The sequence below is a fragment of the Lacimicrobium alkaliphilum genome, from assembly GCF_001466725.1.
Lineage (GTDB): Bacteria > Pseudomonadota > Gammaproteobacteria > Enterobacterales > Alteromonadaceae > Lacimicrobium > Lacimicrobium alkaliphilum_B.
This window is the reverse complement of the sequence record NZ_CP013650.1, coordinates 3,481,755-3,496,532: the sequence shown is the minus strand read 5'-3', so window position 1 is coordinate 3,496,532 and position 14,778 is coordinate 3,481,755. Positions and strand designations below refer to the sequence as shown.

Genomic DNA, 14,778 nt, shown 5'->3' with positions numbered 1-14,778 from the left:
TTTTACATGTATTTGTTGTTATTTTTATATCTACCTGAATATTTAGCAAGTGCCTAATCTTCTCCTTGTCTGAATAACAGACAGCAACTGACAGGAGAGATGAAGATGCAACTGGTTCAAGCAAACAATCAACAAGGTAAGGTCGCCATTGTCACAGGGGCGGCAAGAAACATGGGTCGGGCTTTCGCTCAGGCTTTGGCACAGCAAGGTGCAGACCTGGTGATTCATTATCATAGTGACAGTTCGGCGGTTGACGCAGAGCAAACCGCCAGGCTGGTGAAGGAATCAGGTGGCCGAGCCCTGTTGATAAAAGGGGATCTGTCCAGGGCCGACGAAGTCAATAAGCTGTTCGAGCAGACATTGCAAGCCTTTGGCCGGGTAGATATCGTGATCAACAATGCCGGCAGGGTGATTAAGAAGCCCTTCGTGGATTATACGGAAGAAGACTTTGAGCTGTCCTTTAATATCAATACCAAGTCTGTGTTTCTGATGATGCAGCAGGCCGCAAGACACATTGAGGATAATGGTCGCATCATCAACATGGGGACTTCTCTACTGGCTGCTTTTACCGGATATTATGGTTTGTATGCGGGCTCCAAGGCGCCGTTGGAGGACTTTACCCGAGCACTGGCTAAGGAAATAGGTAGTCGGGGGATTACGGTCAATACAGTAGCACCGGGTCCTGTCGACACAGCGTTTTTCCACGGTCAGGAAGATGAGGCAACTACCGCCTATCTCAGTGCCGCCAGTCCTATGGGGCGACTGGGCAAGATAGAGGACATTGTACCGCTGATCAGTTTTATTGCCTCACAAGAGGCCCGGTGGATAACCGGTCAGACCTTGTTCATTAATGGCGGTTTTGTCACCCGATAATTTATCCGGGCGGCTTCTGCCGCCCTGTACCGGAGATTCTGACCATGTCCTCACAATTCGCTTTATTTGTACCTCATGGGGAGTTTAAGGTTGTCAGGCAGCATAATATTCTGCTTTTTCGGATTAGTGGTGCCTGGAACCTGCAATGTGCGCAGTTGTTTACTGATTGTATCCGCAACCATATTGGCAAAATGAGTAATGGCCGGCCCTGGGTCAGGATTATGGATATGTCGGCCTGGGAACTAAGCTGCCCGGATGCTACCGATCACATCAGCCGGTTTGCCGACTGGGAAGATCGGCATGGCTGTGCCGGTCGCAGTTTCTGTCATGTCAGCGCCACCCAAAGGCAGTTATTGATGAAGAAGTACCATATGTCCAATCCTCCTGTACTGGTGGATAGTGTTTCTCGGGGTATTCGCTGGGCGCTAAGAGCGGTAAACTTGCAGCAGGCATCGGTTATGCTGGCTTCTATGCCGATAAGTTCCATGCCTGATGCTCCCGTCATCCTCTGAGGTGATCCTATAAGTCACCAAAGCGGCTTTGCAGGCTGGAAATAGCCGCAAGGGCGGCGGTTTCGGTACGCAGCACTCTGGGCCCAAGCATAGCGGGCGTAAAGCCCTGCTCTTCGGTTTGATATACTTCCTGTTTGCTAAGGCCTCCCTCGGGACCAATCAGTAAGCGAAAGCCGTGGTGGTTCGGGCTAAGATCCCTGAAAAGTTTGTCTGCAGTGGGGTCCAGTGTCAGGCGCAGGGCGTTGGTGGATTGTCTGACCCAATCGGCGAAAGGGGTGACCGGATGTAGTGTTGGCAGGGTATTGCGGCCACACTGTTCACAGGCGCTGATAATAATTTTCTGCCATTGCTGATATTTTTTCTGCCAGCGCTGGGGATCTATTTTTACTACGCAGCGCTCGGTTATCAGCGGTGTGATCTCTGTGACGCCCAGTTCCACGGATTTTTGCAGCACCAGATCCATACGATCCCCTTTGGAAATGCCCTGGCCAAGGTGAATGGGAAGCGGCGATTCACAACTGATACCCAGCTTGGCATCGATACTGGCGGTTACTTTGCGCCGTTCAACCTGTTGCAGCGTCGCCGGATATTCATTGCCATCACCATTAAATAACACCACCGGATGATCGGCTTTAAGGCGCAGCACATTGGCAATATGGTTTACGGCATCGGCGGTCAGTTCCACCTGGGTATCGACAGCAAGTAATTCGGGGTAATAAATTCTGGGTATACGCATGGCGTTATTCCACCTCAAAGCTGTAATACAGATCCATTGAGCGCTCAAGGCTGTTGACGGCCTCCAGCCAGAGCTGATTCATAAGATAAAAGCGTACGGTAACCTGACTGACCGGCTCAATAATACCAACACCGTATTTCAGATAGATTCGTTCGCCGATATAGCCGCTGACCGTGGCCAGGCTGTCACCGCTTACCGCATCGGTTTCTGTATCCAGAGTAATATCACTGAACAGCGGAATTTCATTCAATGCTTCGGTCAGGCCACTGGAGCCGGTTAAATCAATGCCCTGGTTGGCCGCCATGACCAGGGCCATAGAGCGACTGTCGCCACTATCAGCACCTGGGGGGCGCCCCCGCAGAAGATAAGAAAGAATGGCGCTTTGTTCCATCGCAGGGTTAGAGAACAGCTCTATCACAATGTTGTTGGCAGGGCCTGTGGCCTGAATCCCCGCTTCAACATTGGTACCGCGCAAGGGGCGAATAGCGCGCAGTTGCACCACCGGGTTGTCTACCGGACCCACAAACTGCAGCCGGCCACTTTTAACTTCCAGATTCTGCCCATAGGCTTTATAGGTACCCTGGGTAACGTTGAGGTTGCCGTACAACTGAATCTCTTCTGAAACAGTCTGGCGAGCCTGCAGTGCGCCATCAATCTTACCCGCAAAGCCAAAGCCGCTGACCACAAAGGGATCGATCATTTCCACCTCCACATCCATGTTGCAGCAAAGTGCTGCCTGCTCCGCTCTGGCCTGATCGCCGGTCAGTTGCATATCTTCCGACACGTCTGTTGCTGAGGCTGGCAGGGTGGTCAGGGTCAATGAACCACTGTCGATGGCTACCCGGCCTGAAAGGGTCAGGATGTTATCAAAGTTGATCTGCAGAGCCGGACTGATATTCGCCCGCAGCTCCGGCATCGCCAGCACCTGTAGTTTGTCACCTTTTATACTGGCTTCGAAGCTCAGGGCCTCTCGCCAGTCAGATTTCGCACTGTCCCAGTTGCTGTTACCGCTGAAACTGGCGCTGCCATCACCCATGGCAAAATCACCTTCAAAATCCACAGCGCTGCCATTAAAACGGGTTTGCATGTTGAGGGCGCGAACCTCTGTCTGACTGGCACTAAGCCGCAGGTTTGCACTGTCGATATTCAGACGGCCATCCAGTTTGGGCTGTTGCAGCGTACCGCTGAGGCTGATATCGGCGGCCAGTGTTCCTGTCAGTTCACTTAGCTCTGGCACCAGGCTGATAAAGCTTTGCAGTGGCAGCGGAGCGACTTTTAGGTTTCCCGACAGTGCTCTTTGCCTGGTATCACTGACCCGCAGGTTGAGATCCAGCAACGGCTGGCTGCCTGCCTTGAGCAGAGCACCCTTAAGGGTTACCTGCTGTTGCTCCGATTGCAAAGCAAAGCTTCCCTGCTGCCAGTCCAGCAGGGTTATCTGCTCAGGCTCTTGCTCTGATTCTTGCTCTTGTTCTGTCAGGTATTGCAGGCTGCCAGCAGTGCTCTTTAGTGTAATATCCAGCAGTGGCAGCCCCTGTTCTGGCAAGCTGACAGTGCCAGCCAGACTGGCCTTGCCAGCCAGGCGCTGGTTGCCGGGTGTCTGGTTTGCCCACTGGCCATAGTCAACTTCTGCACTGATGCTGATTTCATCGGTACCCGGCAGCGTTAACCCTTGCTTCAGGCACAATTGACTGAACTTACCCAGGTAGCAATGGGCGTCGACACTGAGGGCATTTTGTCGGAAGCTCATCGCTGTCTCCTGCTCCAGTTGCCAGTGCTCTTCCAGCGCTTTAAGACCAAATTCACTCAGTTTTCCCTGCCATTGCTGTTGTTGCAGGTCTGCCTGACCGGTGAGCGTGGCATTTGCCTGAATATCACCATCAATCGCGACCTCCAGTCTGTGTTCGGCTTCTGTGCCCGATAATGACAGACTGGCCTGCATCAGTTGCTCTGAATCTATGTTGATCGCCGGTGCCAGCACCTGAGCATTGATCTGCCCATTGTCGCCGTGCTGATAATCGCCGTTGAAGCTGAGATCAGTTGCCTGATACTGTTGATATTGCAGGCGCTTAAGGCCTCCGCTTATCTCCAACCGGGGAGTGTTAAGATTACCTGTCACAGCGAAGGTTGAGTCTGCCTGGCCCTGCAACTGTTCGCTGAGAAGGCTAAGATCATTACTGAGTAGTTTGCCCTGCAGCGCCCATTGCTTATCCACTTGCCCGGTGACGGTTAGCGCTGCACCCAGTGCCTGGGCCTGCAACTGCAGGTTTGCAATAGCGATGATATCTGACGCCTTTTCGAACAGGCCCTGTGCAGAGATGGACAAGGGCGTGTCTTCCAGTGTGCCCGAAAGCTCCAGTTTCTGCATTTCACCTTGCCAGTGCTGTTCCTGCAAAGTAGCGCTGAGATCAAATTGCCCTTTAACCCCGCCTGTGTAAGGCAGCAGGGGAGTATTCAGGGCGAGATGGCTGATGTCGCCTGTTAGCTGAGCGGCCAGTTTCTCGCCGTAGCTCAGATTGCCGTGCAGGGTAAAAGCGGATCCACTGCTGTTATCGGTAAAATCAATCTGCAATTGCCGGATCTGACCTTGCGTATGCTCCGCGTTCAGCCTCAGTCTGGCATTACCGGCCTCGCCAAATCCCAGACCTGCGAAGCCAAGGCTTGCGGACAGATTCTGTTGCCGTTGATCGCCTTCAATCCGGCCATGAGCTTGTGCCAGTTGCAGTTGTGCCCGTTCAGGCATCGGAATAAGGTGCTGCAGTTGATGACTTTGCAATGTCCAGTTAGCACTAAAGGGCAGTTGCTGGTCGGTCAGATTGGCCGTTGCTGTTAAAGACAATAATTTATCCTGCCCCAGTGAGGATTCCAGACGGCTTAAATCACCTTTTGCACTGAGTTGCCAGCTGCCCTGGCCGATGTTTTCAGGCAGTAATGCTGTGGCCGGCGTCAGCTTGGCACTTAGGTTCAGTGGGTAGGGGTGTCTGAGGGTTGCTTTTGCCTGCAGCGCTATTGAAGCCAGTTCAGGCACCTCAGCAAACAGATCTTTAATCCTAAGTTTGTCATCAATCCAGCTAAGGCTGAGCCGGAATTCGTCAATATCCGTGCTGTTCTCACCTTGTTCTATGCGGGTGTTGGTAAGCTGTAAATTCTCAATCCGCATATTCAGCGGTGCAATCAAATGGGGCAGCGATGCCAGAGGCCAGTCATCAGTAGCTGGCTGTTCTGTGCCGACAGGCAGTATCAGGTGAAGCTGTGACAGACGCAGCTCTGACAGGTTGAAAACCTCATTCTCAAGTCGGGCTGAGGCTTTCAGCCTTTGCCATGTTAGCTTCACATCAGCGCTTTGCAGACTGATATCATCAAGCTGTAGCCTTGCAAGCCTGACCGAAGGCAGCCAGTCAGGCAGTGTGATTTTTTCAGTGCCGGTAAAGGGCACCGCTGTCCCACTGTTATCTGCTGGCTTTGGCTCAGCCAGCGTGATACTGACTTGCCTGGCGCTTAAGTCCTGAATATGCAGTCTGGGCAGAAACAGCGCGCGCGCCGAGATATCTAACCTTAGCTCGGCAGCAGAAAGTTCAAGGCTGTCATCCTGATATCTGACTCCGCTCAGGGATAGCCCCCTGAGCAGGCTGCCGGACACACTCTGATAGCTCAGTGCTGGCTGTTGCTGTGTTGCCTGGAGAAGTAACCACTGACTACCGTTTTGTGTCGCGCCAAGCCAGGCTGTTGCTATAAGTACAATCAGCAATAACCCGGCCAGTATCAGTAATATCCAGCGTAACAAACGTTTGGTGCTGAAATTTACCGCCATCAGAGTTCCGCCCCCATACTGATATGAAATCGCGGATTATCTTCGTCGATGCCATATGCCACTTCCAGACGAATGGCGCCAACAGGAGAAAGCCAGTGCAGCCCGGTTCCCACCGATTGTTTAAGCTCAAAATCGCCGCGGTTAAAGGCATTACCGGCATCGGTAAACAGGGCTATGCGCCAGTTGTCATTGAGGTAATACTGATACTCTACAGAGGCGACAGCCAGCATTTTTCCGCCCACCACTTTTTGATCATCAGTGTCGTCATCCGTATCAACGGTAATAGTCGGGCCCAGGCTGTTATAGGCGAAGCCTCTGATGCTCTGATCACCGCCGGCAAAGAAGCGCAACGAGGGCGCTAAATCTTCACTACTATCAATCCCTGTTATGTTGGCTCCGGCTTGCCCGCGTATCACCAGTCTGTGGTTGCCCCAACTGTCCAGCCATTTCCAGAATGCGGTGGCCCTGAGCAGTCGCCCGCTGGAACCGAGCGCATCATCTGTGGCTTCGAGTTGGTAGCTTTGCAAAAAACCTGATGAAGGATCCCGCACCGGCCCTTGTCGGCGGGTTCGCGATAAACTGATACCCGGCAACAGATAATTTCCATCAAAATCGCTGCCATCCAGTGACCACTGCTCCGACAGCCAGCGTACCTGGGAGCTGAATATCCATCGCCCTTTGATGTCTTGTCTGACCACAGCGGCGTGTTGTTGTGTGCTGGTCAGATCACCGAAGTCGTTTTTTTCAAAACCCAGGCGTAATTGATAGTGCTGGTTATTAGGATCCTCACCCGGTATCTGATACAAAAAGTTGAGATAAGGGTTGACGGTGGAATAGCGCAGCATAGTTTGCTGGCTGTGCCCATGACGGTTTACCCGCGGAGTTTGCCAGTTGAATTGTGCCCGGGGTCCGGTATCGGTGACATAGCCAAGACCGACCTGAAAGCTGTGGCGACTGGCATCACTGAGGTTGACCTGAATCGGTACCCGGTGATCCTCTGACTGATTGATTTTAGGGACAACCTGAACTTCACCGAAATAGCCGGATTTGCGCAAAGCTGACTCCAGCTTGCTCAGTTGTGATATCTGATAATATTCATCTTCCTGCAGAGGTGATAACCGCGCTAATAATTCCGGTGACAGTGATGAACCGCTAAACTCAATCTCACCCAGCCGGAATCTGGCCCCGGCATCATAATGCAGCACTATTCTGGCCTTTTGCTGACCTTTATCTATAAGTAATTGTGTTTCCTTCCATTTGCCACTCAGGTAGCCATGATTGCGGGCATAATTATGGATTTCACTTTTCCAGCTTTCATAGCGGCCATGGTTCAGCACTTTACCCTTATGATTGCGGATACGCTGCAAGATGTCCCCGAAACCCTCATCCTTATCGTTATCAATGTTTACTTTCAGATCCAGTTCGGTGATCAGGGTCGGATCGCCGGGAGTGACCATCAGCGTTACCTGAACGGGCTTTACCTCACGTTCTATCTGCAGATCAATCCCGGCATTATTGTAGCCAAGAGCGATAAGAGCCTGCTCACTGCGATGTGGCATTTTGGCCAGAAATCTGTTGAGCTGGCTTTGTTGTTCAGGAAATGCCCCCAGGTGAGCGCGGATATTTTCCCTTTGGGCATCGGTCACGCCCTCAATCTTGAGGGTCATGATTTCTTCGCCGATCGCGGTTGTCGATATCAGCACGCACAACAGCATGAGCTTCGGCCACCATGGTTGTTTGCCGGGACGGGTTAATATCAGAGGAGAAAAAGTGATCAAGGCAGTGGTTTCGTCCGTTTCTAATGCGCCAGTCCGTCAAACGGATTGAACAAGGTAATCCAGTTGACATAGAAGTAAATACTAACAAGGAATCCGGCATCAGTTAAGAAAATACTGGCCCCTTTGCCGGAGCTTCTATTATGCTGTAAGCAGTTTATCAATGACTGTATTTTTAGAGGGAGTGAAGACATGTTTGAAACAGAAAGAATGGCCGAGATGGTAGATACCTATCTGATTCCATGGGGAATCAATATTGCACTGGCCCTGCTTATTTTTGTGATTGGTCGTATTGTGGTGGGAATTGTTGTTGGTCTGTTTGGCAAAGTCATGGCCCGCTCCAAGTACGACGACATGTTGGTGAGTTTTATTAAGTCCATCATCAACGCGTTGTTGATGTTGTTTGTGATCATTGCGTCTTTAGATCAGTTGGGTGTGGATACCACATCTCTGGTGGCTATATTTGGTGCTGCCGGCCTGGCGATTGGTTTGTCGATGAAGGATTCGCTGCAGAACTTCGCAGCCGGGGTCTTGTTACTGGTGTTTCGCCCCTTTAAGGCCGGGGATTATGTGGAAGCGGCCGGAACTGCCGGCTCAGTCAAGCATATCGGTATTTTTACCACTATTTTTAACACTCCGGACAATAAAATGGTAATCGTGCCTAACGGCGCCATTTATGGCGACAATATTGTTAACTACTCGGCCATGGATACCCGGCGGGTCGATATGGTGGTGGGTATCAGCTATGACAGCGACTTACGCAAAGCCAAACAGATTTTGCTGGAGATGCTTGAGGCCGATGAACGGGTGCTCAAAGATCCTACGCCTCAGGTGGCAGTTTCTGAGTTGGCAGACAGCAGCGTTAATTTTGTTGTGCGACCCTGGGCAAAAACCTCAGATTACTGGGGACTTAAATTTGATTTTACTGAGGCAGTAAAACTGCGCTTTGACGAAGAAGGCATTGGCATTCCGTTCCCGCAAATGGATGTGCATGTGCATAAAAATGAGCAGGAAGTGGAAGAAAAAGCGTCAGAATAACCTCAATGAGTACTGAAGAAGGGCGCAATAGTGCCCTTTTTTGTTTTTTGAAATTATATGGCGCTCTAGGGGCGGCAATCCGGCTTACTGGTGCTGCGCTGATAGGCGTTGTTGGCGCTGGCCATATTTTGTTGTAGCAGTTTTATACGGCTGTCCGGGGCCGGGTGAGTAGAGAGAAATTCCGGCTGGCGCTGGCCGCCGCTGGCTTTAGCCATATTTTGCCACAGGTTAACGGATTGCTGTGGATCAAAACCGGCTTTTGCCATCAGATCCAGGCCGATAATGTCGGCTTCAGACTCATGGGTGCGGCTAAAGGGCAACTGCACGCCCACCTGAACACCCAGGCCAATGGCACCCATAATCATCGGAGTCTGTGCCACCTGCTGATTTTGTAGGATTTGATTGGTGGCTTCCATTCCCAGGTTAATCAGCGTGCCGCTCGACATCCGCTCGTTGCCATGCTCGGCAATCACGTGAGCCACTTCATGGCCAACGACCGCGGCTAACTGATGTTGATTCTCGGCCACCTTCAACAGCCCTGTATACACACCAATTTTACCGCCCGGCAGCGCGAACGCATTGATTTGATCTTCATCGAAGACCACCACTTCCCAGTCGCCTGAAAACACGCTCTGTGGTACCTGACGGGCAATATGCTCGGCAACACAGCGCACATACTTGTTTTCTACCGCTTTGGAAGAAACTTTCTGTTCGCTTTTCATGCTGTCAAAGGCCTGGGTGCCCATATCCGCCAGTTGCGCCGAAGAATAGAGCTTAATGGTTTTGCGGCCGGTAGGAGAGGTGGTACAGGCACTTAAAAATACTGTACACAGAAGTAAAATGCTGATTATACGGAACCACATGGCAAATCCTTGCTTAGAAACAATAAGGCTATTCTGCGCGCCACAGGCTGGTTTGCCAAGCTGCTTAGGGGAATATTTACCGCAAAGACGCAGAGGGCACAGAGAAGATAAATGCCATGTGGGGTCCAATTCATTGGACTGCCTCAGGATATTTGTCGAATAAATTTTATCTCGCAGAGGCGCAGAGAAGAGCGAGAGCTGATAGTAGGTCATTCCCGCGAAGGCGGGAATCCAGTGCCTTTGATGATGGTAAATTTACCGCAAACACAAAAGGCACAGACAGGTAACGGGGATTAAACCACGTTTACTCCTCTGTGTTCTCTGTGCCTCTGTGGTGAATGCTTTTAAATACCAGCAGCACTGCGCAGGGCGTCGGCTTTGTCGGTCGCTTCCCAGGGGAAAGCATCGCGGCCAAAGTGACCATATGCGGCGGTGGCCTGATAGATGGGGCGCTCCAGATCGAGCATTTTCAGCAGGCCATAGGGGCGCAGGTCGAAAAACTCTCTGATTAGCTCAATCAGACGGGCCTCATCCACCTTGCCGGTGCCGAAGGTATCCACATTAATTGAGGTAGGTTCGGCCACACCAATGGCGTAGGACACCTGTATCTCGCATTTATCCGCCAGACCCGCCGCAACGATATTCTTGGCCACATAACGCCCGGCATAGGTGGCTGAGCGATCAACCTTTGAAGGATCTTTACCGGAAAAGGCTCCGCCACCATGGCGGGCCATGCCGCCATAGGTATCGACGATGATCTTACGTCCGGTGAGACCGCAATCCCCCATTGGGCCGCCAATCACAAAGCGGCCAGTGGGGTTAATAAAATATTTGGTGTTGGCATTCAGCCACTGCGAGGGTAATACCGGTTTGATGATTTCTTCCATCACCGCCTCGGTCAGATCGGCTGTGCTGATGCTTTCACTGTGCTGGGTAGAGAGCACCACTGCATCAATACTGACCGGCTGACCATTTTCATAGGCAAAGGTCACCTGACTCTTGGCATCGGGACGCAGCCAGTTGAGTGTGCCGTTTTTACGCACTTCGGCCTGGCGTTTTACCAGCCGGTGAGCATAGGTAATAGGCGCGGGCATCAGCACATCGGTTTCATTGGTAGCGTAACCAAACATCAGGCCCTGATCACCTGCGCCCTGATCTTCCGGGCGGGTTCTGTCTACTCCCTGGTTGATATCCGGGCTCTGTTTGCCGATGGCATTAAGCACGGCGCAGGAGTCGGCATCGAAACCCATATCCGAGTGGGTGTAGCCAATATCACGCACGGTATCCCGTACCAGTTGCTCAATATCCACCCAGGCGGTGGTATTAATCTCGCCGCCTACCAGCACCATGCCGGTTTTAACAAAAGTCTCACAGGCGACTCTGGCTTTAGGATCCTGCTTTAAAATGGCGTCCAGTACGGCATCGGAGATCTGGTCTGCCACCTTATCGGGGTGCCCCTCGGATACAGACTCGGAGGTAAACAGATGTTTTGCCATAAATTGTCCTCGTAATTCGGTATGTCAGATCGTTATCGACCATAATCCTAAATTCGGCAGTTGACACACGGACGATAGCACATCTCCTTGATTCGTCTGGCTATATGAAAAAATGCCTCATCACCAATAAGGTGACCACGGATTTTTTTATTACGCCATCCAAATCAGATAGATGCACTCTCGTCTCGCGCGCAACTACTGAATCCAGGATACTGGAGATTATTCTACCCACGTAAATCAAAAATACCAGCCTTTACATCTAGACGTCTAAATGTCTGTTTGTTAACTTTGCTTGCCAGTTTGTCATATCCGGGTCAGTTGATGTAGTGGTGGAGTGGATAAGTTATTCTGTTTTTATCATTACCAAAATGCGCAACGGCGTTGCAGTTACTAAGGCGCTGGGCGAGAATAGATGCCCTTTTCAGGGTCGCCATACCCTAAGCCCTAAACAGCCAGCAGGAGTTATATATGTCCCAGAGCACTGAAGTCAGTCGTCGACAGTTAGCCAATGCCATCCGTGCCCTCTCTATGGATGCAGTCCAGAAAGCCAAATCCGGTCACCCCGGTGCGCCCATGGGGATGGCGGATATTGCCCAGGTATTGTGGTGTGATTTTCTCAATCACAATCCTGCCAATCCGGACTGGGCTAACAGGGATCGTTTTGTGCTGTCCAATGGTCATGGTTCGATGCTGGTTTATTCGCTGTTGCACCTAAGTGGTTACGACCTGCCCATGGAAGAGATCAAAAACTTCCGTCAACTGCATTCCAGAACACCTGGTCACCCGGAATATGGCTATGCGCCCGGTGTGGAAACCACCACCGGACCACTGGGTCAGGGGATCAGCAATGCAGTGGGTATGGCGATTGCGGAAAAGACGCTGGCTGCGCAGTTTAATCGTCAGGACCATGAGATTATTGACCACTATACCTATTGCTTCCTGGGAGACGGCTGTCTGATGGAAGGGGTGTCTCACGAAAGTTGTTCTCTTGCAGGCACGCTGGGGCTGGGCAAACTGATTGCCTTTTGGGATGACAACGGCATTTCTATCGACGGTGAAGTAGAAGGCTGGTTTACCGATGATACACCTGCACGCTTCCGTGCTTATGGCTGGCAGGTGATTGAGGCTGTGGACGGCCATGATTCTGAGCAGATCAAGGCCGCTATCGAGGAAGCAAGGGCACAAACCAGCAAGCCCACGCTGATCTGTACCAAGACCATTATCGGTTTTGGCTCACCGAATAAATCCGGCAGCCATGATTGCCATGGTGCACCCCTGGGTGATGATGAAATTGCCGCCGCCCGTGAATACCTGAACTGGCCCTATGCACCTTTCGAGGTACCAGCAGAAATTTATTCCGGCTGGGATGCCAAAGCAGCGGGCGCTGAGCGCGAGCAGAACTGGAACGAACAACTGGCCGCCTATGTCAGCGCTTATCCTGAACTGGCGGCAGAACTCCAAAGACGCCTCAAAGGTGAACTGCCAGCTGATTTTGCACAAAAAGCAGAAGCCTTTATTCAGGCCTGCCAGGACAAGAGCGAAGATATTGCCAGCCGCAAGGCTTCACAAAACAGCATCGAAGCCTTTGCCTCTATTTTGCCGGAGGTTATTGGTGGCTCGGCGGATCTGGCCGGCTCTAACCTGACCTTGTGGTCCGGTGCCAAAGGCCTCAGCGCCGAAGATGCCAGCGGTAATTATATTTACTACGGTGTGCGCGAATTCGGCATGAGCGCGATTATGAACGGTATTGGCCTGCATGGTGGTTTCCGTGCTTACGGCGCTACCTTTCTGATGTTTATGGAATATGCCCGCAATGCCGTGCGCATGTCGGCACTGATGGGGATCCCGAATATTTTTGTTTATACCCATGATTCTATCGGTCAGGGGGAAGATGGCCCGACCCATCAGCCGATTGAGCAACTGGCGAATCTGCGTCTGACCCCCAATATGCACACCTGGCGCCCCTGTGATGGCGCAGAAACTGCCACGGCCTGGAAAGCGGCGCTGGAGCGCACCGACGGCCCCAGTGCGCTGGTATTCAGCCGTCAGGGCCTTAAAGCCCAGGCCCGTAATGCACAGCAGCTTGCTGATATTGCCCGTGGTGGCTATGTGCTTGTGGATTGTGACGGCAGCGCAGATGTAATCCTGATTGCCACTGGCTCTGAGGTGGCGATTACGGTGCAGGCCGCAGCACAATTGCGCGAGCAGGGTAAAAAAGTGCGGGTCGTTTCCATGCCCAGCACCAGCGTGTTCGATCAGCAGGATGATGAATATAAAGAGTCGGTATTGCCTTCAAACATAACCCGCCGTGTGGCTGTGGAAGCCGCTCATGTGGATTTCTGGCACAAATATACCGGTTTTAACGGCGCAGTGGTGGGCATGACAACCTTTGGTGAATCAGCGCCGGGTGGTGCGTTGATGGAGCACTTTGGCTTTACAGCTGACAAGGTGGCACAGGCTGCGCTGAACTTGCTCAACTGATAGCCCGCTGGATACAATCCGCTTAGTTGAACTGCCGGCTTGTGCCGGCAGCTTTGTTTGGACGCTTGCTGGCGTTGTTTCTAAACTACATGGTGCTTTTGGATGTTACGTATTGCCATTAATGGTTTTGGCCGGATTGGCCGCAATGTGTTGCGGGCCCTTTATGAAAGTGGGCGTAACAGCCAGATCCAGGTGGTCGCGATCAATGAGCTGGCCAAACCCGAAGGGGTGGCGCATCTGCTTAAGTATGATACTTCTCACGGGCGTTTCGCCTTCGATGTGCGTCTCGATGGCACCATTTTGAATGTGGCTGGCGACCCGATCCGTCTATTGCAGCATGCAGATATTGCAGCATTGCCCTGGTCGGAACTGGATGTGGATATTGTACTTGAATGCACCGGTGTGTTTGGTGACCGCGCCGACGGTGAGCAGCATCTTGCCCAGGGGGCGAAGAAGGTGCTGTTTTCACAGCCCTGTGGCCCGGATATGGACGCGACGGTGATCTATGGCATTAACGACGACATGCTTAAGGCCACAGATCGTATTGTCTCCAATGGTTCCTGCACGACCAACTGTATTGTGCCGGTGATTCAGGCACTGGATCTGGCTTTTGGTGTGGACAGCGGCACTATTACCACTATTCACGCCTCCATGCATGACCAGCAGGTGATTGATGCCTATCATGATGACCTGCGCCGTACCCGCGCTGCCAGCCAGTCTATTATTCCGGTGGATACCAAGCTGGCCCGTGGTATCGAACGTATTCTGCCGAAATTTGCCGGTCGCTTTGAAGCCATTGCCGTGCGTGTCCCGACTATTAATGTTACCGCCATGGATCTCAGTGTAACCTTAAATCAGAAGGTTAATATCGCGCAGGTCAATCAGGCCCTGATGCAGGCCAGAGAAGGCCGCCTGGCAGGGATTCTCGGTTATACCGAAGAGCCACTGGTGTCCTGTGACTTTAACCATGATCCCCATTCCGCCATCGTTGATGGTACCCAGACCCGGGTCAGTCACAATTGCCTGGTAAAAACTCTGGTCTGGTGTGATAACGAATGGGGCTTTGCCAATCGTATGCTGGATACAGCCATGGCCATGGGGGCGCGTTAGAAAAAGTCTTCAGTGGGTAGCCCGGATGCAGCAAAGCGGAATCCGGGGAATCTCCGCTTATGAAAATCCCGCAATCCGCTGCGCTT

General features: G+C 52.0%; 10 protein-coding genes. 5 read left to right on the top strand and 5 right to left on the bottom strand.

The annotated features are described in order from the left end of the window. The first annotated feature begins 105 nt into the window (after positions 1–105). Both AT746_RS15795 and AT746_RS15790 read left to right on the top strand, forming a co-directional pair. Entirely contained in the window at positions 106–873 is a 768-nt protein-coding gene (locus tag AT746_RS15795) for an SDR family oxidoreductase (protein WP_062482176.1), read from the top strand. Between the two features lie 44 nt (positions 874–917). Then, entirely contained in the window at positions 918–1,385 is a 468-nt protein-coding gene (locus AT746_RS15790; protein WP_062482174.1) for a hypothetical protein, read from the top strand. 7 nt (positions 1,386–1,392) lie between these two features. Here the strand turns inward: AT746_RS15790 and AT746_RS15785 are convergent, their stop codons facing one another. Genes AT746_RS15785 through AT746_RS15775 form a run of 3 tightly spaced genes read right to left on the bottom strand, consistent with a single transcriptional unit; the run spans position 1,393 to position 7,632 of the window. Beyond that, the gene (locus AT746_RS15785; RefSeq protein WP_062482171.1) at positions 1,393–2,121 is read right to left on the bottom strand and encodes a 16S rRNA (uracil(1498)-N(3))-methyltransferase; all 729 of its coding nucleotides are present in this window, start codon (positions 2,119–2,121) and stop codon (positions 1,393–1,395) included. A 4-nt stretch (positions 2,122–2,125) separates the two neighbouring features. After that, the gene (locus AT746_RS15780; RefSeq protein ID WP_062482169.1) at positions 2,126–5,929 is read right to left on the bottom strand and encodes a translocation/assembly module TamB domain-containing protein; all 3,804 of its coding nucleotides are present in this window, start codon (positions 5,927–5,929) and stop codon (positions 2,126–2,128) included. After that, positions 5,929–7,632: an autotransporter assembly complex protein TamA gene (locus AT746_RS15775; protein ID WP_197414276.1), complete on the bottom strand. Its 1,704-nt coding sequence runs from the start codon at positions 7,630–7,632 to the stop codon at positions 5,929–5,931. The genes AT746_RS15780 and AT746_RS15775 overlap by 1 nt, the downstream gene beginning before the upstream one ends. 264 nt (positions 7,633–7,896) lie before the next feature. On the opposite strand from AT746_RS15775, the gene AT746_RS15770 reads away from it, so the two are divergent. After that, a complete protein-coding gene (locus tag AT746_RS15770) occupies positions 7,897–8,742 on the top strand; it encodes a mechanosensitive ion channel family protein (protein WP_062482163.1) in 846 nt (281 codons plus the stop codon). Positions 8,743–8,807: 65 nt separating this feature from the next. Here AT746_RS15770 and AT746_RS15765 read toward each other — a convergent pair whose 3' ends face one another. Further along, positions 8,808–9,605, bottom strand: coding sequence for a M48 family metallopeptidase (locus tag AT746_RS15765; protein ID WP_062482160.1), 798 nt, complete (start codon positions 9,603–9,605; stop codon positions 8,808–8,810). A 344-nt stretch (positions 9,606–9,949) separates the two neighbouring features. Then, a complete protein-coding gene (metK, locus tag AT746_RS15760) occupies positions 9,950–11,101 on the bottom strand; it encodes a methionine adenosyltransferase (RefSeq protein ID WP_062482157.1) in 1,152 nt (383 codons plus the stop codon). A gap of 468 nt (positions 11,102–11,569) precedes the next feature. Between metK and tkt the strand changes: the two genes are divergently transcribed. Together tkt and epd are read left to right on the top strand one after the other, a co-directional pair. Further along, positions 11,570–13,582, top strand: coding sequence for a transketolase (tkt, locus tag AT746_RS15755; protein ID WP_062482154.1), 2,013 nt, complete (start codon positions 11,570–11,572; stop codon positions 13,580–13,582). A gap of 102 nt (positions 13,583–13,684) precedes the next feature. Beyond that, positions 13,685–14,692, top strand: coding sequence for an erythrose-4-phosphate dehydrogenase (gene epd / locus AT746_RS15750; protein ID WP_062482151.1), 1,008 nt, complete (start codon positions 13,685–13,687; stop codon positions 14,690–14,692). Positions 14,693–14,778 lie beyond the last annotated feature (86 nt).